Here is a 20547-nt window from a genome sequence, read left to right on the forward strand (position 1 = left end):
GGATCCGGATCCCGGTCCCGGCGTCCGCCCGCGCGCCCAAATCGTCCGCCTCGACTCGCTTGGGCGAGGAGCACGAACTGAGAATGAACTCTTGTCGTCCACGACGAACGACGGAACCACACCGGTGAATACGCTCGGGGCCATCGCCATCCCGACATCGCTCGCGCCGCACCCGACGCGGATTCACTCAATGAAGAGGAGCACGTCATGTCTCACCTGTCCGATCTCGGCGCCTGGGTCGCCGAGACCCTTCCCGGTCTGATCCAGCGCGCAGGCGTCCCCGCCGCCTCCGTCGGCGTCCTCGTCGGCGACGAGGTCTTCACCTCCTCGGCGGGCATCCTCAACCTCGGCACCGGCGTGGAGGCCGACGACGACTCGGTGTTCCAGATCGGGTCGATCACGAAGGTCTGGACCACCACGCTCGTGATGCAGCTGGTCGATGACGGTCTGGTCGACCTGGACCTGCCGGTCCGCTCCTACGTTCCGGAGTTCGCCATCGCGGACGAGGACGCCGCCTCCGCCATCACCGTCCGCCAGCTCCTCAGCCACGTCTCCGGGTTCGAGGGCGACATCTTCACCGACACCGGCGTCGGCGACGACTGCGTGGAGAAGTACATCCGCGTCCTCGCCGACGTGCCGCAGCTCTTCGCCCCCGGCGAGCGCTTCTCCTACAACAACGCCGCGTTCGTCGTCCTCGGCCGCATCGTGGAGGTGCTCCGCGGCAAGCCCTACGACCAGGCCCTCCGCGAGCACCTGATCGCGCCGCTCGGCCTCCCCCGCGTCGCCACGAGCGCATCGGAGGCGATCATGTTCCGCGCGGCGCTCGGGCACATCCCCGCACCGGGCAGCGATGGCGTCGTCCCCGCCCCGGTGTGGAACCTCGTCCGCTCCAACGCCCCGGCCGGATCCATGCTCGCGATGACGGCCCGCGACCTGCTCGGCTTCGCCCGGATGCACATCGACGGCGGCACCGCGGCCGACGGCACGCGCGTGCTCTCGGCGGCGGGCGTCGCCGCGATGCAGGAGCGTCAGGTCGAGCTCCCCGACCTCGGCCTGATGGGCAACGCCTGGGGCCTCGGCTGGGAGATCTTCGACTGGGAGGGCGGCACGGTCATCGGCCACGACGGCGGCACGATCGGGCAGAACGCCTTCCTGCGCATCGCCCCGGAGGCGGGCGTCGCCGTCGTCGTCCTCACCAACGGCGGCGGCACGGTCGAGGTGTTCGAGGAGATCGTCCGCCGCGCGTTCGACCAGCTGGCCGGCATCGTGGTCCCCTCCTTCCCCGTCCCGCCCGCGGAGCCGGCGGAGGTGGATCTGGACCGGATCCTCGGCACCTACAGCTCCTCCGTCGCCGACAGCACGGTGCGTCTGGACGAGGCGGGCCGGATCTGGCTGGACCGCGTGCCGAAGGGCATCTTCGCCGAGCTCGGCCCGGCGCCCGAGCCCATGGAGCTGATCGGCTGGCGCGGCGACTCCCTCGTCACCCGCGAGACGACGCACGGGATCCACCTGCCCCACGCCTTCGTCGGCGACGACGGATCCGGTCGCGCGCAGTTCCTGCACACCGGACGCGCGGATCGCCGGGTGGACGCATGAGCACCGGGTCCGTGACCGACGTCACGCCGGAGACCGATGCCGAGGCGGTGTCCGCACAGATCGCCGACGTGTTCGCCGCGGCGGGCGCGACCGGTCACCTGCACGCCCGCGAGGTGGGCGTGCAAGGAGGCCCTGAGGTCTCGGTCGCCGCCGACGAGCCCGTCGTCCTCGCCTCGGTCTTCAAGATCCTCGTGCTCACCGCCTATGCGCGGGCCGTCGAGGACGGCACCCTGGACCCCGAGAGCCGGGGCACGGTCACGGCGCGCTACCGCATCGGAGGCGTCGGCACGGCCGGCTTCCTGGACGACGTCGAGGTGAGCTGGCGGGATCTCGCGACCCTCATGATGACCATGAGCGACAACGCCGCGACCGACGTGATCTACCACCGGCTCGGCCGGGAGGCCGTGGACCGGGTCATCACAGACCTCGCCCTGGACCGGACCCGGCTGATCGGATGCTGCGAGGACCTCTTCGCGACCATCCCCGGCGACCTCGGCGTCGCCCCGGGCGAGGACCTGGAGGCTGTCCTCGCCCGAGCGACCCCCGAGACGCTCGGCTCGCTGTCGATGGTCGATCCGCTGCGCACCTCGGCATCGACGCCCCGCGACGTCACGACGCTGCTGAACGCGCTGTGGACCGATGCCGCCGCGCCACCTGCCGGCGCCGCCGCCGCGCGGGAGATCATGTCGCGGCAGATCTGGCCGCATCGACTGTCGTCCGGATTCCCCTCGGACGTCCAGATCGCCGCGAAGACGGGGACCGTGCCGTCCTGGCGGAACGAGGCCGGGGTCGTCACCTATCCGGACGGACGCCAGTACGCCGTCGCCGTCTTCACCAGGGCCGACTCGTTCGACCCCCGACTCCCCTCGGTCGACGCCTCGATCGGCGAGGCCGGCTTCGCCGCGGTCGAGCATCTGCGCGCCCGCACACTCTGACCGTCCCCCATCTCAGGAGGCACACCCATGCGTTCCCCCGCCCCGCTGGTCGCCCTTCTCGGCGCATCGGCCCTCGCCCTCACCGCCTGCGCCGGCTCCGCCGGCCCGTCATCCCCCTCCGCCGGCGGCGCTCTCGCCGACGGCAAGACCTTCACCCTCTCGATCGGCACGGATCCGGGGACCCTCAACCCCCTCGTCACCGTCATGTCGGTGGCCCGAGCGATCGACCGCTTCCTCTACGCCCGGCTCGTCGAGACGGGGCCGGACGGCACGATCGTCGCCGGCCTCGCCGAGAGCTGGCAGTCCGACACGACCGGCGCCACGTTCACCCTCCGCACGGGAACGACCTGCGAGGACGGCACGCCGATCACCGCGAAGGACGTCGCCGCCAACATCACCTACGTCGGCGACCCCGCCAACGGCTCGCCGCTGATCGGGCTCCAGGTGCAGCCGGGGACGACGGCGGTCGGCGACGACGCCGCCGGGACCGTCACGGTGACCAGCGGCCGGCCGGACGCGTTCCTGCTGGAGAACATCGGCAGCATCGCGATCGTGTGCGGGAACGTCCTGAACGACCCGGATGCGCTCGCCAAGGGCAAGGGCGCCACTGGGATGTTCACGATGACCGAGATGTCGCCGAACAACCAGTACACCCTCACGCGGCGCACCGACTTCACCTGGGGCGCCGGTGACTGGGACCCCGCGCAGAAGGGCCTGCCCGAGAAGGTCTCCTTCCGGGTGGTCCCCAATGAGACCACCGCCGTCAACCTCCTCCTCTCCGGGGAGATCACCGCGGCGGGCGTGATCGGTCCGGACAAGAAGCGGCTGGTGGACCAGGGCTACTTCGCCACGAACCTCCCCGCCCCCACCGGACAGCTCCTCTACAACCAGCACGAAGGCCGCCCCACGTCCGACAAGGCCGTGCGGACGGCGCTCACCCAGGCGCTGGACCTGGACCAGCTGCGGACGATCATCACGACCGGCGAGGGGACCAAGCCCACCGGCCTCGTCACGGTCTCCCCCAACCCCTGCCGCGCCGACGTCGTCTCCGGGAACCTGCCGTCCTTCGACGAGAAGGCAGCGGGCGACGCGCTCGACAAGGCCGGCTGGACGACCGGCTCGGACGGCGTCCGCGCCAAGGACGGCAAGCGGCTCGAGCTGACGCTGCTGTCCCCCTCGGTCCTCGGCGACGCCGGGAAGGCCGCCGCGGAGTACGTCCAGGCGTCGTGGAAGAAGCTCGGCGTCGCCCTGACCGTGCGCAGCGCCGACTCCCCGGCGATCAACGAGGCGCTCTTCTCCACCGGGGACTGGGACGTCTCCGGCGTCCCGCTCACGGTGAGCATGCCCAGCATGCTCATCCCGTTCTACTCGGGCCCGACGCCGCCGAACGGGTCGAACTTCGCCGCGATCGCGAACACGGACTACGACACGGCGGTGGCCGCCGCCTCGCAGCAGGCCGGCAGCGGCGGATGCGAGGACTGGGGCACCGCCGAGAAGGCGCTCTACGAGAACGTCGCCGTGGTCCCTTACGCCGACCAGCCCCGCTCGACCTTCGCCAGCAAGGCGGAGTTCACCGAGAGCGACGGCATCGATCCCACCTCGATCCGCATGTTCGAGTGATCGACGCGGAGGACAGCCGATGACCAGCACCACCGCCACCCAGGCGATCCTCGTCCGAGCCGCACGGTCCGACAACCCCTGGCTGTCGTTCCTGCTCCGCCGCGGCGGGCAGTTCCTCCTCTCGGTGTGGGTGCTGGTCACCGCCGCCTTCCTGATGATCCATCTCATCCCCGGCGATCCGGTCCGCACCGCCCTCGGCATGAACGCGGCGCCGGAGGTCGTGGAGGCGAAGCGGGCGGCGCTGGGCCTGGATCTGCCCCTCCCGGTGCAGTACGCGAACTACATCGCGAACCTGTTCCGCGGGGACATGGGCGTCTCGATGCAGACCAATCAGCCGGTGGCCGACATCATCGCCACACGGCTTCCTGCGACGCTCCAGCTCGCGGCCCTCGCCGTCCTGGTCGTGCTCGTGGTCTCCATCCCCGTCGGGGTGATCATGGCGGTCCTCACGAACGGCGGACGACGGCGCGGGCTGGAGCTCGGCTTCGCGACCGCGAACGTGATCGTCGCGGCGATCCCGGAGTTCCTGCTCGCGGTCGGCCTCGTCTTCCTGTTCGCCGTGACCCTGCGATGGCTGCCGGTGGCCGGGAACTCGGGCCCGCTCTCCTTCGTCCTCCCGGTCGCGGCCCTGGCCATCGGGCCGATCGCGGTGTTCTCCCGCATCATCCGCGTCGAGGTCGTCTCGGTCCTCGGCCAGGACTTCATCCGCACGGCCCGCGCCAAGAGGCTCGCCCCGGCGCGGATCTACCGGCGCCATGCCCTCCCGAACGCCATGACCGCGACCCTGACGCTCACGGGGCTCCTCCTCTCCGGGATGGTCGCCGGCACCGTGCTGGTCGAGATGATCTTCGCCTGGCCGGGACTCGGGCAGATGATCGTGAGCTCGATCCTCTCGAAGGACTACCCGGTCGTGCAGGCGATCGTGCTGATCTACGGCGTCGGGGTGCTGCTGGTCAACCTCGTCGTGGACCTCCTGCTCATGGCGCTCGACCCCCGCTCCACGATCAAGGAGGCCTGATGTCGGCGTTCACGAAGTGGCGGGCAGTCGTCCGCACGCCGATCGGCGCGACCGCGCTCACGCTCCTCGCCCTCGTCGCGCTCGTCGCGGTGTTCGCGCCCCTGGTCTGGGGGACGCAGGCGGAGACGAACGACCCGGCCGCCGCTCTCCAGGGCCCCACCGCCGCGCACCTCCTCGGCACGGACTCGCTCGGTCGCGACGTGCTCGCCCGGGTCCTCGTCGCCACGCGCCTGTCGGTCCTCCTCGCCCTCCTCGCCGTGCTCATCGGCATCACCGCCGGCGTCGTCCTGGGCACGGCCCCCGCGCTCCTCCCCCGATGGGCCGGGCGCCTGGTCACCGGGTTCGTCAACATCGCCGTCGCCTTCCCCTCGCTCCTGCTCGCCCTCTTCTTCGCCGTGATCTTCGGCGTGGGGGTGACCGGGGCGGTCCTGGCGATCGGGTTCGCGATGGCGCCGGGGTTCGCCCGCTTCACGCACACCCTGTCGTCCTCGATCACCGGACGCGACTACATCGCCGCCGCGCGGGTCGCCGGCGTCTCCCGCTTCCGCGTCCTGATCCGGCACATCCTCCCCAACATCGGCGAGCCGCTCGTGGTGAACGCCACGATCGCCGCCGGCGGCGCGCTCCTCGCCTTCGCCGGGCTCTCCTACCTGGGCCTGGGGGTCCAGGTGCCCGCCTACGACTGGGGCAAGCTGCTGAGCGAGGGCCTGAACCGCATCTACCTCAACCCGGCCGCCGCGGTCGGGCCGACCGTCGCCGTCATCGTCACGGGTCTCGCGTTCAACCTGCTCGGCGAGACCGCGGCGTCGGTCCTCGGCGGCCGGTCGCGCCGCATCCTGGGCGTGCCCGTCCCCGCCCTTCCGGCGAAGACCCGCATGCGGGTCGCCGACGACGGGATGGTGCTCGACGTCGACGACCTGCGTGTGTCCTTCCCCACCCCCACCGGCCCCGTGACCCCGGTGCGCGGGGTGACCTTCCGCATGGCGGCGGGCGAGGCGATCGGCGTGGTCGGCGAATCCGGCTCGGGCAAGAGCCTGACCGCGCTCGCGATCGCGCAGCTCGTCGAGCACCCGGGGCGAGTCGCCGCGGAGCGGATCGACTTCTGCGGGACGCCGCTGCTCGGCGCTCCGGAGCGATCCGTGCGGAGCCTCCTCGGCACGTCTCTCGCGATGGTGTTCCAGGACCCGATGACCTCGTTCAACCCGACGCGCAAGGTCGGCTGGCAGCTCGCCGAGGCGGCCACCGAGCACCAGGGGATCGGCTGGCGCGAGGCGACGGGGCGCGCCGTCGAGCGGCTCCGCTCCGTCCGGGTGCCCGCCGCCGAACGCCGCGCGGCGCAGTACCCGCACGAGTTCTCCGGCGGCATGAGGCAGCGGGCGATGATCGCGATGGGCCTCATGAACGCCCCTCGCCTGATCATCGCCGACGAGCCGACCACGGCTCTGGACGTCACGGTGCAGCGGCAGGTGCTCCGTGTGCTGGCGGCCGTCCGCCGGGACACGGACGCGGCGATCCTCCTCATCAGCCACGACATCGCGGTCGTCGCGCAGACCTGCGACCGGGTGCTGGTGATGTACGCGGGGCGCATCGTGGAGGACCTCCCCGCCTCACAGCTGCACACCCACGCCTGCCATCCCTACACGCGGGCGCTGATCGAGGTCGTGCCAGAGCTGGACACGGATCGCGATCGGCCGTTGAAGACCATCCCCGGCCGTCCGCCCGCCCCCGGCGCATTCCCGGCGGGCTGCGCGTTCGCCGACCGCTGCCCGCTCGCCACCGCGCTCTGCCGCGAGCGCGACCCGGAGCTGGCCCTCGAACGGCCGGGGCACCGCGTCGCCTGCTGGAACCCGGTCGGCGGCGCCCCCGACGCCGAGACCCCGACCGCCGAGCCCCGAGTCGCACAAGCCCAGACCGCCGACCCCCAAGCCGCCGAAACCCAGGCTGCCGAGCCCCTGTCCGCACAGCCCGAGGGAGCGACACGATGAGCGAGCTGCGGTTCTCCGAGGTGAGCATCCGCTACGGCTCAGGGCGCCGCGGCCTCACCGCCGTGCGCGATGCGAGCCTGGTCGTCCCCTCGGGAGCCGTCCTCGGCCTCGTCGGGGAGTCCGGATCCGGCAAGTCGACCCTCGCGAGGGCCGCGATCGGCCTCTCCCCGCTGACCGAGGGGACGATCACCCTGGGCGGTGCGGACGTGCGCACCTTCCGTCGGCGCCGCCCGATCCAGATGGTGTTCCAGGACCCCTACTCCTCGCTCGACCCGCGGATGACGATCGGGGAGTCGATCTCCGAGGCCTTCCCCCGAGGCGCGATGTCGGCCGCCGAACGGCGCGCCGAGGTCGCACGCCTGCTGGACCTGGTGAACCTCGACCCCGAGCGCGCCGGGGATCCCCCCTCCGCCCTGTCCGGCGGCCAGCGCCAGCGGATCGCGCTCGCCAGGGCGCTGGGGGCGGCCCCCGAGGCGATCATCGCGGACGAGATCACCTCGGCCCTCGACGTCTCCGTCCAGGGCTCGATCCTGAACCTCGTCCGCGACCTCCAGCGGGAGCTCCGCCTCACGCTCCTGTTCATCTCGCACAACCTGTCCGTCGTCCGGTACGTCAGCGACTACGTCGCCGTGATGTATCTCGGCCGGATCGTCGAGGTCGGCACGGTGGACGAGGTCCTGTCGGATCCGCAGCATCCCTACACCCGGGAGCTCCTCGCCTCGGCGCCCACCAGGCACGGCGACCTGCTGGCGACGACGGCGGGCGCCGTGGATGCGGAGCCCGCGGATCCGCACCGCCCTCCGGCAGGGTGCCGCTTCCATCCCCGGTGCCCGATCGGCCCCCTCGCGCGCCCCGACCGCACGCTCTGCACCACCATCGAGCCCGTCCTCCCTGCGGAGGACCACGCCGCCGCCTGCCACTTCGCGGAGAGCGGTTCGTCCGCCCCGGGAAGAATCGTCCAGGAGACCAGTTCGCCCCGGTGATTTCAGCCCCGACGACGAACCCTCCCCTCCCCCGGACGCGGCACAGTGAACCCAAGAAGCGAAAAGGAGATCCCCATGGCTCGTCCGACGATCGACGACTTCCTCGCCATCGCCTCACCCGAGAACCCGGCCCTCTCACCGGACGGCTCGCAGGTCATCTACGTCCTCCGGACCGTCGACCGCGACGCCGACCGCGACGTGCGCTCGCTGTGGAGTGTGCGCACGGACGGCGGGGAGCCGCGACGCCTCACCCGGGGCATCGCGGACAGCGCGCCCGTCTGGAGCCCGGACGGGTCATCGATCGCGTTCCTGCGCGCCGACGACGGCCCGCCGCAGCTCTGGGTGCTCCCCGCGGACGGCGGCGAGGCCCGCCGGCTCACCTCCCTCGTCCTGGGGGCCGGCACCGCGCACTGGAGCCCCGACGGCACGAGGATCGCCTTCTCGGCCGCCGTCGACACCGCGGCCGCCCCCGGTGAGGACGCGGCCACGACGACCGCGCGGCGCGGCGCGCCGGCGGTCGCGGACGCCCTCGGGTACAAGTTCGACGGTGCGGGGATCTTCGGGACGCTCCGCGCGCAGATCCACGTCGTCGACGTCGCCACGGAGACCGTCACGGTGCTGACCGAGGACGATCGTCATGCGAGCGAGCCCTTCTGGTCCCCGGACGGCGCCCTCCTGGCGTACTCGGCCGCCGCCGAGCCGGATGCGGACCTGACCCTCAGCGCGGCCGTGTTCACGATCGACCCCTCCCGTCCGCTCCACCGCCCGACGCTCGTCAGCGCGACGGACGTCCAGACCGGGGTCGTCGGATGGACGGCCGACGGCACCGCGATCGAGGCGGCCGGGCGCCTCGACACCGGGATCGGCGTCGCGAGCCTGCTCCTGTTCCCCCTCGACGGAGGGAGCCCGGTGGATGTCACCGCCGGCATGGACCGCAACCTGATGACCGGCGGTCCCGGATACCCCGGCGGGATGCCGCAGCACGGTCCGGACGGCGGCTACGTGGTGTGCGTCCGGGAGAACGGGTACACCCACGTCCGCACGGTCGCCGCCGACGGAGGCGGGGTCCGCGAGATCGTGGCGGGCACCGACAGCGTCGCGGGTCTCTCCGTGGTCGGCGACCACGCGGCGATCGTCGTCTCCTCGCCCACCGCATTCGGCGAGATCGCCCTCGTCGACCTCGCCGACGGCGCGGTCCGCACCCTCACCGCGCACGCGCCGACAGACCTCCCCCTCATCGTCGCGGAGGAGCGCCGCTTCACGATCTCGGACGGCTCGGTCGTCACCGGCTGGCTGCGCCGCGACGCCGTGGCGCAGGGGCCGCTCCCGCTGCTCCTGGACATCCACGGCGGCCCGCACAACTCCTGGAACGGCGCGGCGGACCTGACCCACCCCTATCACCAGCTCCTCGCCCGGCAGGGGTGGGCGATCCTCACCGTCAACCCCCGCGGCAGCGACGGCTACGGCGAGGCCTTCTTCCGCGGCGTCGTCGGCGACTGGGGCCTGGCGGACGCCAAGGACTTCCTCGAGCCGATCGATCAGCTGGTCGCCGAGGGGCTGGCGGATCCCGCCCGGCTCGCGGTCACCGGCTACAGCTACGGCGGATACATGGCCTGCTACCTCACCTCGCGTGACGACCGGTTCGCCGCCGCGGTGCCGGGCGGCGTCGTCACCGACCTCATCAGCATGGGCGGGACCTCGGACGCCGCCCACTACATCACCGCCGCGGAGAACGGCGGCCTGCCCTGGAGCGATCGCGAACGCCTCCTGGAGCGGTCGCCGTACACGCACGTGGACCGGGTCACCACGCCCACCCTGATCCTGCACGGCGCCGCGGACGACCGCTGCCCCGTGGGACAGGCCGAGCAGTGGTTCACCGCCCTCCGCGAGCGCGGCGTCCCCGCGCGGCTCGTGCTCTACCCGGGCGGGACGCACCTGTTCCCCCTGATCGGCCCGCCCTCGCACCGCGCCGACTTCTCGACCCGCATCATCGACTGGGTGTGCCGGCATGCGCCGGCCGCGGGTACGAAGGGACGCGCGCGCATCGACGCCGCACGCTGGCAGCGGCGGCTGAGCACGCTCGCGACCGCGCACGGGGTGCCCGGCGCGTCGCTCGGCATCCTGCGCCTCGGCGAGGATCCGTCCTACGCCCACCACGGCGTGCTCAACGTGCGGACGGGCGTGGAGACCACCGCGGACTCGCTGTTCCAGATCGGCTCCATCACGAAGGTGTGGACGGCGACGGCGGCCATGCGCCTGGTCGACGAGGGGCGACTCGCCCTCGACACCCCGGTCGTCGAGTACCTGCCCGGGTTCCGCGGTCCGACCGAGGAGATCACGACCGGGGTGACCCTGCGCCATCTCCTCTCGCACACGAGCGGCATCGACGGCGACTTCGTCGTGGACACCGGGCGCGGGGACGACTGCCTGGAGGAGTTCGTCGCACGCTTCCCCGAGGCCCCGCAGAACCACCCGCTCGGGGCGACCATGTCCTACTGCAACGCCGGGTTCTCGCTCATCGGGCGCCTGATCGAGACCGTCACCGGGACCACCTGGGACCAGGCGATGAAGGACCTGCTCTACACGCCGCTCGGCCTCCCCCGCACGGCCACCCTGCCGGAGGAGGTGCTCCTGCACCGGGCCGCGAGCGGGCACCCGGAGGCGGACGAGAACGGCCCCGTCCTCGCGAAACACTGGACGCTCCCGCGCTCCATGGGTCCCGCCGGCCTCATCAACGCGCCCGCGGCGGACGTGCTCGCCTTCGCCCGGATGCACCTGGAGGGCGGGGTGGCCGCCGACGGCACCCGGATCCTCGCCGAGGACACCGTCGCCCGGATGCGGGAGACGCAGATCGAGATGCCGGATCCCTACACGCTCGGCACGGCGTGGGGGCTGGGCTGGATCCTCTTCGACTGGGACGGTCGCCGGCTCATCGGGCACGACGGCAACACGATCGGGCAGTCCGCGTTCCTGCGGATCCTCCCGGACGAGGGTCTCGCCGTCACGCTCCTGACCAACGGCCCCGGGGCGAGGGCGCTGTACCAGGAGCTGTTCACGGAGATCTTCGCGGAGCTCGCCGACCTCCGCGTCCCCGGCCCCTTCGCGATCCCCGATGAGCCGTACGCGGCGGACTTCTCTCGTCACCTCGGCACCTACGAGCGCGCCGGCGTCCGCAGCGAGGTGTTCGAGGAGGGCGGAGGGCTGCGCCTGCGCACCACGCTCACCGGTCCGCTCGCGGACATGCTCCCCGAGACCGTCCAGGAGCACGACCTCGTGCCGGTCCGGGAGAACGAGTTCGCCGTCCCCACCCCCGGATCCGACCTGACGATGCCCGTGGTGTTCTACTCGCTGCCCGCCGGGGAGCAGTACGTCCACATGGGCGTCCGCGCAGCGCCGAAGGTCTCGTGATGCCCGGTCTCGACGCGCTGCTCGCGGACATCGGGACGCTCGTGCGCTGCGAGTCGCCGTCCGCGGACCTGGACGCGGTCGCCGCGAGCGCCGACGTCGTGGCCGCACTCGGCGAGCGCATCCTCGGCGCCGCCCCCGAGCGGATCGTCCTGGACGGGCGCACGCATCTGCGGTGGCGCTTCGGCACGCCGCGGGTGCTCCTCCTCGGGCACCACGACACCGTGTGGCCGCGGGGCACCCTGGCACGCCTGCCCTTCGAGATCCGGGAGGGGATCGTCCGCGGACCCGGCTGCTTCGACATGAAGACCGGCGTCGTGATGGCCCTCCACGCGGTGGCCGCGCTGTCCGATCGCGAGGGCGTCTCGATCCTCGTGACCGGCGACGAGGAGCTCGGCTCGCCGACCTCCCGCGCCCTGATCGAGGAGGAGGCCCGGCTCTGCGCCGCCGCCCTCGTGCTCGAGGCCTCCGGCGACGGCGGTGCGCTGAAGACCGCCCGCAAGGGGGTCTCCCTCTACCGCGTGCGGGTGACCGGGCGGGCGGCGCACGCGGGCCTGGAGCCGGAGAAGGGCGTGAACGCCTCGATCGAGGCGGCGGGGCAGCTCCTCGCCGTCGCGGGGCTCGGCGACCGCGCGCGCGGCACGACCGTGACGCCGACGCTGCTGAGCGCGGGGACAACGACCAACACCGTCCCCGCCGAGGCCGAGTTCTCCGTGGACGTGCGGGTGCGCTCCCTCGCCGAGCAGGAGCGCGTCGACGCGGCGATGCGAGCGCTGCGCCCGACCGTCGACGGCGCGCGGATCCTCGTCGACGGCGGCCCCAACCGCCCGCCGATGGAGGAGCGGTCATCGGCCGCCCTCCTCGCCCTCGCCGCCGAGGTCGCAGCGGGCCTCGGCCTGCCGCCCGTCGAGGGCATCGCCGTCGGCGGGGCCTCGGACGGCAACTTCACCGCGGGGCTGGGCGTGCCGACGCTCGACGGCCTGGGGGCCGTGGGCGGCGGAGCGCACGCGGAGGACGAGCACGTGGTCGCCGCCCGCATCCCCGAGCGCACCGCGCTGCTGACCGGCATCGTCGCCGCCCTGCTCTCCGGTGCCGGCACAGGCACGGGCACGGGCATAGGCACAGGCACGGGGTTCGTGCGTGCCGTCTCCGGAGGGGGCGGACGATGACGATGGTCGACCAGCGGAGCAGGGACGCCGCCGCCCACGCGGCGCACGCGGCCTCCGAGGCAGGGGTCAGCATCCGGCTCCTGGACACGGTGGCGGAGTTCACCCAGGTCGTCGAGCTCTTCCGCAGCATCTGGACCTCGGGCTCCGAGCAGGTCCCCGTGAACGTCGAGGTGCTCCGCGCCCTGGCGAAGTCCGGGAGCTACGTGGCCGGCGCCTACGACGACGACGAGCTGGTCGGGGCGTGCTTCGGGTTCTTCGCCGCCCCGGAACGCCGTGCGCTGCACAGTCACATCGCCGGGGTCTCCGAGCGGATGCGCGGGCGGAGCGTCGGCTTCGCGCTCAAGGTCCACCAGCGCGCCTGGGCGCTGGACCACGACCTGGACGAGATCTCCTGGACCTTCGATCCGCTGATCAGCCGCAACGCCTACTTCAACCTGGTCAAGCTCGCCGCGACCCCGGTCTCGTACCACCGGAACTTCTACGGCCAGATGCGCGACGCCCTCAACGGCGGCGACGACACCGACCGCATGCTGGTGACCTGGTTCGTCCGCGACCCCCGCGTCGAGGCGGTCTGCGCGGGGCGTCCCGTACAGACCCCTCCCCCCGCGAGCGAGGCGCTCCTGTCCAGGAGCGAGGCCGACGAGCCGGTCCGCCACGACGCGGACGGCCGTTTCGTCCGGGTCCGCCTCCCCCACGACATCGAGCGCATCCGCCGCGACGACCCCGCCAGGGCGACCCGCTGGCGCATCGCCCTGCGGGAGTCCCTCGGCGAGCTGCTCGACGGGGGCGCGAGGGTGATCTCCTTCGACCGCACCGACACCTACACCATCGACAGAGGAGAACAGCCATGAAGCTCACCGGGATCGAGCTGCGCGTCATCGAGATGCCCCTGGTGGCGCCGTTCCGGACGTCCTTCGGCGTCGAGACGGTGCGCGAGGCGGTCATCGTCCGCGCCGCGACCGCCGACGGCGAGGGCTGGGGCGAGTGCGTCTCGATGACGAGCCCCCTGTACTCCTCGGAATATGTCGAGGGGAGCATGGACGTGCTCCGCCGGGCCCTCATCCCCGCGATCGCCCGGGCCGGCGACATCGACGGCGCCGGGGTCGGCCGGATCGTGGAGCCCTTCAAAGGCCATCGTATGTCGAAGGCGGCATTGGAGACGGCGGTCCTCGACGCCGAGCTGCGCACCGCGGGCGTCCCCCTCTCCCGCGAGCTCGGCGCCGTGCGCGACGAGGTGGACTGCGGCGTCTCGGTGGGGATCATGGACTCGATCCCCGAGCTGCTCGACGCCGTGGCGGGATACCTGGACCAGGGCTACCAGCGCATCAAGCTGAAGATCGAGCCGGGGTGGGACATCGACCCCGTCCGCGCGGTGCGGGAGCGCTTCGGGGACATCCTGCTCCAGGTCGACGCCAACACCGCCTACCGGCGGGGGGACGCGCAGCACCTCGCGCGTCTCGACCCCTTCGACCTCCTGCTCATCGAGCAGCCCCTGGACGAGGAGGATCTGATCGGGCACGCCCGGCTCGCCGAGATCGTCCGCACGCCCATCTGCCTCGACGAGTCGATCGTCTCGGCCAGGGCCGCCGCCGACGCCATCGCGCTCGGCGCCTGCTCGATCGTGAACATCAAGCCGGGCCGCGTCGGCGGCTACCTCGAGGCGCGCCGCATCCACGACGTCTGCCGCGCCAACGACGTCCCGGTCTGGTGCGGCGGGATGCTGGAGACGGGGATCGGCAGGGCGGCGAACCTCGCCCTCGCCGCCCTTCCGGGGTTCACCCTGCCCGGCGACACCTCGGGGTCGGACCGCTACTACGCGCACGACATCACCGATCCGTTCATCGTCGCCGACGGAAGGCTCGCCGTCCCCACCGGGCCCGGGATCGGAGTCGCCCCGCACGCCGATGCGCTCGACGCGGTCACCACCCGGACGGAGTGGATCCCGTTCTGATCCGTCCCCCGCGCACGCCCCTGTGGGGCACGACGAATCGGCGATACGATTTCGTCGTGCCCCACAGGACTCCCCCCGGTCAGGGCGGCATACGCTCGGTCTCGTGCTCATGTCAGTGAGGACTCGGCCCCGTGCGAGCCTCGGCCGCGTCATCGAAGATCTCGGAACGACCCTGCTCGACGCGATCGCCGGCGACGTCGCCGGTGACGCGCTGATCGACACGGTCGTGATCCACGACGCCCTGGACGACGCGATGCCGATGCGCCGCGCGCTCGTCCTCGGCGTCGGCCTGAACGAGCCGGAGGAGGTCGCGGCCCTCCTCGCCGTCCTCCGCGAGCAGCAGGCGACGGCCCTCGTGCTCCGCGCGCCGGTCGACGTCGACGGGCCGATCGCCGCGGCCTCCGCCGCCAGCGGCGTCCCCGTGCTCGCCCTCACCCGCGGCGCGTCCTGGGCGCAGCTGACCGCGATGCTCCGCGCGCTCATCGCCGAGGGCGACCTCGGCGAGCAGGAGGCCAACACGCTCGGCGGCATGCCGGCCGGCGACCTCTTCGCGATCGCGAACGCCGTCTCCACGCTGCTCGACGCCCCCGTCACGATCGAGGACCGCAGCTCCCGCGTGCTGGCCTTCTCCAGCCGTCAGGACGAGGCGGACCCGCCCAGGGTCGAGACGATCCTGGGCCGCCAGGTGCCGGACCGCTACATGCGCGAGCTCGAGGCACGCGGGGTGTTCCGGGAGCTGTACCGCAGCACCGACCCGATCGACGTCGCCCCGGTCGGCACCGACGGCACCCCCGCCATCCCCCGCGTCGCCTACGCCGTGCGCGCGGGAGACGAGATCCTCGGCTCGATCTGGGTCGCCGTCCAGGAGCCGCTCTCCGCCGACCGGCTGCGCGCGCTCAAGGACGCCGCGAAGCTCGTCGCCCTGCACATGCTGCAGCAGCGGGCGGGCGCCGACGTCGAGCGGCGGCTGCGCGCGGACCTCCTCGCCGCGGCGCTGGAGGGCGGCGCGGGGGCGAGCGACGCGCTCTCCCGGCTCCGGCTCAGCGACCACCGCTGCGTGGTGCTGGCGCTCTCCACCGCCGAGCCCGCCGAGCAGACCGACGCGACCGATGCCAGGGTGCTCGGCGAGCGGCATCGCATCGCCGACGCCTTCGCGATGCACCTGGGCGCCGTCTACCCGCGCTCGGCCGTCGCGATGATCGGCGACATCGTCTACGCCGTCGCCGGCGTCCGCTCCGAGCAGGCCGACGCCGACCTCCGGGCCGCGCGCGTGGCGACGGACTTCCTCGGGCGGCTCGGCACCTCCGCCGACGTCCTCGTCGCCGTCGGGGCTGTCGCCGATGACGGGTCAGCCCTCCCGCTCTCCCGTCAGAGCGCCGACCGCGCCCTGCGAGTGCTCCGCAACGGACGCCGGCCGGGCTCGGTCGTCCTCTTCTCCGCGGTGCAGATGGAGGCGCTCCTGGTCGAGGTCGCGGACCTCGCCCGGGCCAGGGGCGAGCGGGCGACGGGCCCTGTCGCCCTCCTGATCGAGCACGACAGGGAGCGCGGCACCCACCTCGTGGAGACCCTCCGGTCGTGGCTCGACTGCTTCGGCGACGTCGCAGCGGCCTCCGCCCGCGTCTTCACCCACCCCAACACGTTCCGCTACCGGCTCCGGCGGCTCTCCGAGATCAGCGGCCTGGATCTGGCCGATCCCGACGCCCGCTTCTCGGCCATGGTGCAGCTGCGCCTCCTCGACATCGACGCCCGTTGATGCCCCCGGGCGTCGATACGAGGACGGGCCGCGCGGCTTCCCCTGCCGCGCGGCCCGTCTGCTGTGTTCCGCTCTTACTTGAAGGACTTCACGATGTCCAGGAGCTTCGGGACGTTGGCGTAGGCCTCGGCCGCGTTCTCCTTGGTGACGATCACCGGGGCCAGCAGGTACGACGGGACGACCTTGACGCCGTTGTCGTACTGCTTGGTGTCGTTGACCTCGACCTCCTCGCCCTTCTGGAGCTGGCCGACCATCGTGATGGCCTGCTTCACCAGGAGCGCGGTGTCCTTGTTGATCGTGGAGTACTGGACGCCCTCCATGATCGACTTCACCGACTCGACCTCGGAGTCCTGGCCGGTGACGACCGGGACGGGCTTGCCCGCCTGTTGCACGGAGGTGATGATCGCCCGCGCGAGCGTGTCGTTGGGCGAGAGGACGCCGTCGAGCACCTTGTCGCCGTAGCTCGCGGTGAGTAGCGAGTCCATGCGGCGCTGGGCGTTCTCGGCCTTCCAGCCGTCGGTCGCGGTCTGCTTGATGTCGGTCTGACCCGAGGAGACGACGAGCGTGCCGTCGTCGATCTTGGGCTTGAGGACCTCCATGGCACCGTTGAAGAACACCGCCGAGTTGGCGTCGTCCGGCGAGCCGGAGAACAGCTCGACGTTGTAGGGCGCGGGGTGGCCGGCGCGCGCGGCGAGGCCGTCGAGCAGTGCCTGGCCCTGGAGCTGGCCGACCTTGAAGTTGTCGAAGGCGACGTAGTAGTCCAGCGCCTCGGTGTTCTCGATCAGGCGGTCGTAGGCGATGACCGTGGCGCCGGCGTCCTTGGCGGCCTGCACCTGCGTGGCGAGCTGCTTGCCGTCCTTGGCGCCGATGATGATGACCTTGGCGCCACCGGTGACCATCGCCTGGATCTGGTTCTGCTGCTCGGCGACGGTGTTGCTCGCCGGTGCGTACTGCACGTCCGGCTTGAAACCGGCCTCGGTGAGCCCGTCCGTGAACAGCTGCCCTGCCAGCACCCAGTTCTCGCTGGTCTTGTCCGGGAGGGCGACGCCGATCTTGGCGCCGGCCTCGAAGCCGGCGGGTGCCTTGCTCTCGGAGCCGGCCGGGGTGCCGCCGCGCTCCGACGAGCAGCCGGTCAGCGCGAAGGCACCCGCGACGACGATCGCTGTCGCCGACAGAAGGATTTTCTTCATGTGATCTCTTTCTCTGGTGTGCGAGAGCCGGTCAGCGCGGGGCTGCCGGATCCCTACTTCCCGCTCGCGTTGCCGGAAGCGGTGGTCTGGAAGGGCTCCGGCGTGCGGCCGAAGCGACGGGTGAGGAAGCCGATGATCGACGGGCGGCCCTGGCGCTTGTTCCATACGTCCACGCCGACGGCGATCAGCAGCACGAGGCCCTTGATCATCGCCACGACGTCGGCGCCGGCGCCGAGGAGGGCGAGGCCGTTGTTGAGGAAGGCCATCACCAGACCGCCGATGATCGATCCGAGGACCGTGCCGATGCCGCCGGAGACGGCGGCGCCGCCGATGAACACGGAGGCGATCGCGTCCAGCTCCCAGCCGTTGCCGTCCTGCGGGCCGGAGGCGGTGGCGCGGGCGACGTAGATCATGCCGGCGACCGCGGCGAGGACGGACATGTTCATCATCACGAAGAAGTCGGTCCAGCGGTCCTTGACGCCGGAGAGGCGCGCGGCCTGCCTGTTGCCGCCGACCGCGTAGATGTGCCGGCCGAACACGGTGTTGCGCGTCGCGAACGTGTAGAGGATCACCAGCGCGAGCAGGATGATCCCCGAGATCGGGAAGCTCGTCCCGACCCGGCCGGTGGCGAACTGCCAGCCGGCGACGAGCACGATCACCGACAGCAGGACGACCTTCACCACGCTCACCCACAGCGGGGCGCGGTCGGACCCGGTCTTGCGCTGCGAGTAGCGCAGCCAGAGCTCGAACCCGACGACCCAGAGGACGCCGGCGACCGCGAGGAGCATGGTCGGCACGTTGAAGTTCACCGGGATGGGCAGCTCGCCGAGGTAGCCGGCGCCGATCTTCTGGAACTCCTTCGGGACCGGGATCGTGGAGGAGTCCCCGATGAACTGGTTCGCCCCGCGGAAGAACAGCATGCCGGCGAGCGTCACGATGAAGGCGGGGACGCCGACGTACGCGACCCAGAACCCCTGCCATGCGCCGACCACGACGCCGACGCCGAGCCCGAGCAGGATGCCGGCCCACCACGGGACGTGCCACTCGGACATCGCCTTGGCCACGATGATCCCGGTGAAGGCGGCGACCGAGCCGACCGAGAGGTCGATGTGCCCCATGATGATGACCATCACCATGCCGATCGCGAGGATCAGGATGTAGGAGTACTGGTTGACGACGTTGATCAGGTTCTCGGAGGAGAGGGTGAGCCCTCCGGTGAGGAACTGGAACAGGACGATGATGACGATCAGGGACCCGAGGATGCCGAACTGGCGCCCGGTGGACTGCCCGCCGCCGAACATCTTCTTGATGTCGCCGAAGCGGAAGCCGTTCCGTTCGGTCTCGGTGGTTGCGCTCATGCGCTCGCTTTCTGGGTCAGGGAGGTCATGCTGCGCATGAGCGCCTCCGGCGTTGCCTGGGATGCGGGGATGCAGTCGGTGACGCGTCCCTCGAAGACGGTGTAGATGCGATCGGAGATGCCCAGCAACTCGGGGAGCTCGCTGGAGATGACGATGACGCCCTTCCCCGCGGCGGCGAGCTCGTTGATGATCGCGTAGATCTCGTACTTCGCCCCGACGTCGATGCCGCGGGTGGGCTCGTCGAGGATCAGCAGGTCGGGGTCGGTGAACATCCACTTCGCCAGCACGACCTTCTGCTGGTTGCCCCCGGACAGGGTGCCGACGCCCTGCTCGACCGTGGGGGTCTTGATCCGGAGGGACTTCCGGTACTGCTCCGCGACGGTCGTCTCCGCGCGGTCGTTGACGACCCCGCGGCGGGAGATCTTCGACAGCTTCGCCGAGACGATGGACCGCTTGATGGTGTCCAGGAGGTTCAGCCCCAGCGTCTTGCGGTCCTCGCTCACGTAGGCGAGGCCGTGGCGGATCGCGCTGCTCACGTCGTGGAGCTCGATCTCCCGCCCGTCCTTCACGAGCGTCCCGGAGAGGTAGGTGCCGTAGGAGCGCCCGAAGATGCTCATCGCGAACTCCGTGCGGCCCGCGCCCATGAGGCCGGCGATCCCGACGACCTCGCCCCGGCGCACCTCGATGCCCGACCCCTTCACGACCATGCGCTCGGAGACCGTCGGATGCTGGACCCACCAGTCCTTGACCTCGAAGAACACCTCGCCGATCTCGGGCGTGCGGTCGGGGTAGCGGCTCTCCAGCGACCGGCCGACCATGCCCCGGATGATCCGGTCCTCGTTGATCTCGCCCCGGCCGACGTCGAGCGTCTCGACCGTGCGCCCGTCGCGGATGATCGTGATCTCATCGGCGATCTGCTCGATCTCGTTGAGCTTGTGGCTGATGATGATCGACGTGATGCCCTTGGCCTTCAGACCGAGGATCAGGTCGAGCAGGTGCTGCGAGTCGTTCTCGTTGAGCGCGGCGGTCGGCTCGTCGAGGATGAGGAGCTTGACGTCCTTGTTCAGCGCCTTCGCGATCTCGATGAGCTGCTGCTTCCCGACGCCGAGGTGCTTGATCGCCAGGTCCGGGTCCTCGTCGAGACCGACGCGGGCCAGGAGCTCGACCGTCCGCGCCTTCTGCGCGGTCCAGTCGATCCGGAGCCCGCGGCGGAGCTCGTTGCCGAGGAAGATGTTCTCGGTGATCGAGAGCTCGGGGATCAGGGCGAGCTCCTGGTGGATGATCGCGATGCCCGCCTGCTCGCTCGCCGCGATGTCCTTGAACCGCTGCTCCTGCCCGTACAGCAGGATGTCGCCGTCGTAGCTGCCGAACGGGTAGACGCCGGAGAGCACCTTCATCAGGGTGCTCTTGCCCGCGCCGTTCTCCCCGCAGATCGCATGGACCTCGCCCGCACGGACGGTGATCGACACGTCGGCGAGTGCCTTCACCCCGGGGAACTCCTTGGTGATGCGACGCATCTCCAGAATCGGGCCCGACACGGCCGGGAGGGTAGTTGTGCTGCTCACGAATCATCCTCGATATCGA

General features: G+C 71.6%; 14 protein-coding genes. 11 read left to right on the forward strand and 3 right to left on the reverse strand.

The window, feature by feature from the left end; translation table 11 throughout:
- Positions 1 to 207: 207 nt before the first annotated feature.
- The 11 genes from J2Y69_RS01405 (at position 208) to J2Y69_RS01455 (ending at position 16415) form a co-directional block, all read left to right on the forward strand.
- Complete coding sequence (locus tag J2Y69_RS01405; RefSeq protein WP_310016763.1) at positions 208 to 1596, forward strand: serine hydrolase domain-containing protein; 1389 nt, start codon at positions 208 to 210, stop codon at positions 1594 to 1596.
- Complete coding sequence (locus tag J2Y69_RS01410) at positions 1593 to 2531, forward strand: serine hydrolase (RefSeq protein WP_310016765.1); 939 nt, start codon at positions 1593 to 1595, stop codon at positions 2529 to 2531. The genes J2Y69_RS01405 and J2Y69_RS01410 overlap by 4 nt, the downstream gene beginning before the upstream one ends.
- 27 nt (positions 2532 to 2558) lie before the next feature.
- The gene (locus J2Y69_RS01415) at positions 2559 to 4151 is read left to right on the forward strand and encodes an ABC transporter substrate-binding protein (RefSeq protein ID WP_310016767.1); all 1593 of its coding nucleotides are present in this window, start codon (positions 2559 to 2561) and stop codon (positions 4149 to 4151) included.
- Between the two features lie 19 nt (positions 4152 to 4170).
- Positions 4171 to 5169 (forward strand): ABC transporter permease, encoded by a 999-nt coding sequence (locus J2Y69_RS01420; protein ID WP_310016769.1) that lies wholly within the window; start codon positions 4171 to 4173, stop codon positions 5167 to 5169.
- Positions 5169 to 7154, forward strand: a complete 1986-nt coding sequence (locus J2Y69_RS01425) for a dipeptide/oligopeptide/nickel ABC transporter permease/ATP-binding protein (RefSeq protein WP_310016771.1) — start codon at positions 5169 to 5171, stop codon at positions 7152 to 7154. Before J2Y69_RS01420 ends, J2Y69_RS01425 begins: the two co-directional genes overlap by 1 nt.
- On the forward strand, positions 7151 to 8137 hold the full coding sequence (locus tag J2Y69_RS01430; RefSeq protein WP_310016773.1) for an ABC transporter ATP-binding protein: 987 nt from the start codon (positions 7151 to 7153) through the stop codon (positions 8135 to 8137). The genes J2Y69_RS01425 and J2Y69_RS01430 overlap by 4 nt, the downstream gene beginning before the upstream one ends.
- A gap of 75 nt (positions 8138 to 8212) precedes the next feature.
- Positions 8213 to 11545: a serine hydrolase gene (locus J2Y69_RS01435; RefSeq protein WP_310016774.1), complete on the forward strand. Its 3333-nt coding sequence runs from the start codon at positions 8213 to 8215 to the stop codon at positions 11543 to 11545.
- The gene (locus tag J2Y69_RS01440; protein ID WP_310016776.1) at positions 11545 to 12711 is read left to right on the forward strand and encodes a M20 family metallopeptidase; all 1167 of its coding nucleotides are present in this window, start codon (positions 11545 to 11547) and stop codon (positions 12709 to 12711) included. Before J2Y69_RS01435 ends, J2Y69_RS01440 begins: the two co-directional genes overlap by 1 nt.
- Positions 12708 to 13562, forward strand: a complete 855-nt coding sequence (locus J2Y69_RS01445) for a GNAT family N-acetyltransferase (RefSeq protein WP_310016777.1) — start codon at positions 12708 to 12710, stop codon at positions 13560 to 13562. The genes J2Y69_RS01440 and J2Y69_RS01445 overlap by 4 nt, the downstream gene beginning before the upstream one ends.
- Positions 13559 to 14662, forward strand: coding sequence for an o-succinylbenzoate synthase (menC, locus tag J2Y69_RS01450; protein WP_310016778.1), 1104 nt, complete (start codon positions 13559 to 13561; stop codon positions 14660 to 14662). Before J2Y69_RS01445 ends, menC begins: the two co-directional genes overlap by 4 nt.
- A 109-nt stretch (positions 14663 to 14771) precedes the next feature.
- A complete protein-coding gene (locus J2Y69_RS01455) occupies positions 14772 to 16415 on the forward strand; it encodes a PucR family transcriptional regulator (protein ID WP_310016780.1) in 1644 nt (547 codons plus the stop codon).
- A gap of 74 nt (positions 16416 to 16489) precedes the next feature.
- On the opposite strand, the gene J2Y69_RS01460 is transcribed toward J2Y69_RS01455, so the two are convergent.
- Genes J2Y69_RS01460 through mmsA form a run of 3 tightly spaced genes read right to left on the reverse strand, consistent with a single transcriptional unit; the run spans position 16490 to position 20528 of the window.
- Positions 16490 to 17605 (reverse strand): substrate-binding domain-containing protein, encoded by a 1116-nt coding sequence (locus J2Y69_RS01460; RefSeq protein ID WP_310016782.1) that lies wholly within the window; start codon positions 17603 to 17605, stop codon positions 16490 to 16492.
- 53 nt (positions 17606 to 17658) lie between these two features.
- Positions 17659 to 18963, reverse strand: coding sequence for a multiple monosaccharide ABC transporter permease (mmsB, locus tag J2Y69_RS01465; RefSeq protein WP_310016784.1), 1305 nt, complete (start codon positions 18961 to 18963; stop codon positions 17659 to 17661).
- Complete coding sequence (mmsA, locus tag J2Y69_RS01470) at positions 18960 to 20528, reverse strand: multiple monosaccharide ABC transporter ATP-binding protein (protein WP_463675499.1); 1569 nt, start codon at positions 20526 to 20528, stop codon at positions 18960 to 18962. Before mmsA ends, mmsB begins: the two co-directional genes overlap by 4 nt.
- Between the last annotated feature and the right edge of the window lie 19 nt (positions 20529 to 20547).

Origin of the sequence: Microbacterium resistens (genome assembly GCF_031456305.1) — a bacterium.
Classification (GTDB): Bacteria; Actinomycetota; Actinomycetes; order Actinomycetales; family Microbacteriaceae; genus Microbacterium; species Microbacterium resistens_A.